Below are 581 nucleotides of genomic sequence, written 5' to 3' on the forward strand. Positions count from 1 at the left end.
GCCCCGGATGCGCGAGGCTCTGGCGATCAAGGCGACGTGGCAGTGCGCCGCTCTGTACGCGGTGGCGTTCGGGGGGTTCGTCGCGTTCTCGACGTACCTGCCGACGTTGTTGCAGAACGTCTACCACTTCGTCCAGACGGACGCCGGGCTGCGTACCGCCGGGTTCTCGATCGCGGCGGTGGTCTCCAGGCCGGTCGGCGGGGCGTTGTCCGACCGGTTCGGGCCGGTTCGGGTGTTGCGGGTGGCGTTCGGGGGGACGGCGGTGATGGCGGTCGTGCTGGCCTTCCAGCCGCCCGCCGAGCTGCCCGCCGGGGTGAGTTTCGTGCTCATGGCGTTCTTCCTGGGGCTGGGCACGGGCGGCGTCTTCGCCCTGGTGGCCCGCCTGGTGGAGCCGTCCCGTGTCGGCACGGTGACCGGCCTGGTCGGCGCGGCCGGCGGCCTCGGCGGCTACTTCCCGCCCCTGGTGATGGGCGCCGTCTTCACCGCCACCGCCTCGTACACCCTCGGCTACGTCCTCCTCGCCGCCACCGCCGCCACCGCCCTCCTCTACACCTCCCGCACCCTGTCCCTTATACACATCT

At 71.9% G+C, this 581-nt stretch carries 1 protein-coding gene; it reads left to right on the forward strand.

All coding sequences use genetic code 11. The annotated features are described in order from the left end of the window. On the forward strand, positions 1-581 hold a 581-nt coding region (locus C1J01_RS48480; RefSeq protein ID WP_146616067.1), incomplete at both ends, for an MFS transporter.

It is taken from the genome of Nonomuraea aridisoli, assembly GCF_003236395.1.
Taxonomy (GTDB): domain Bacteria; phylum Actinomycetota; class Actinomycetes; order Streptosporangiales; family Streptosporangiaceae; genus Nonomuraea; species Nonomuraea aridisoli.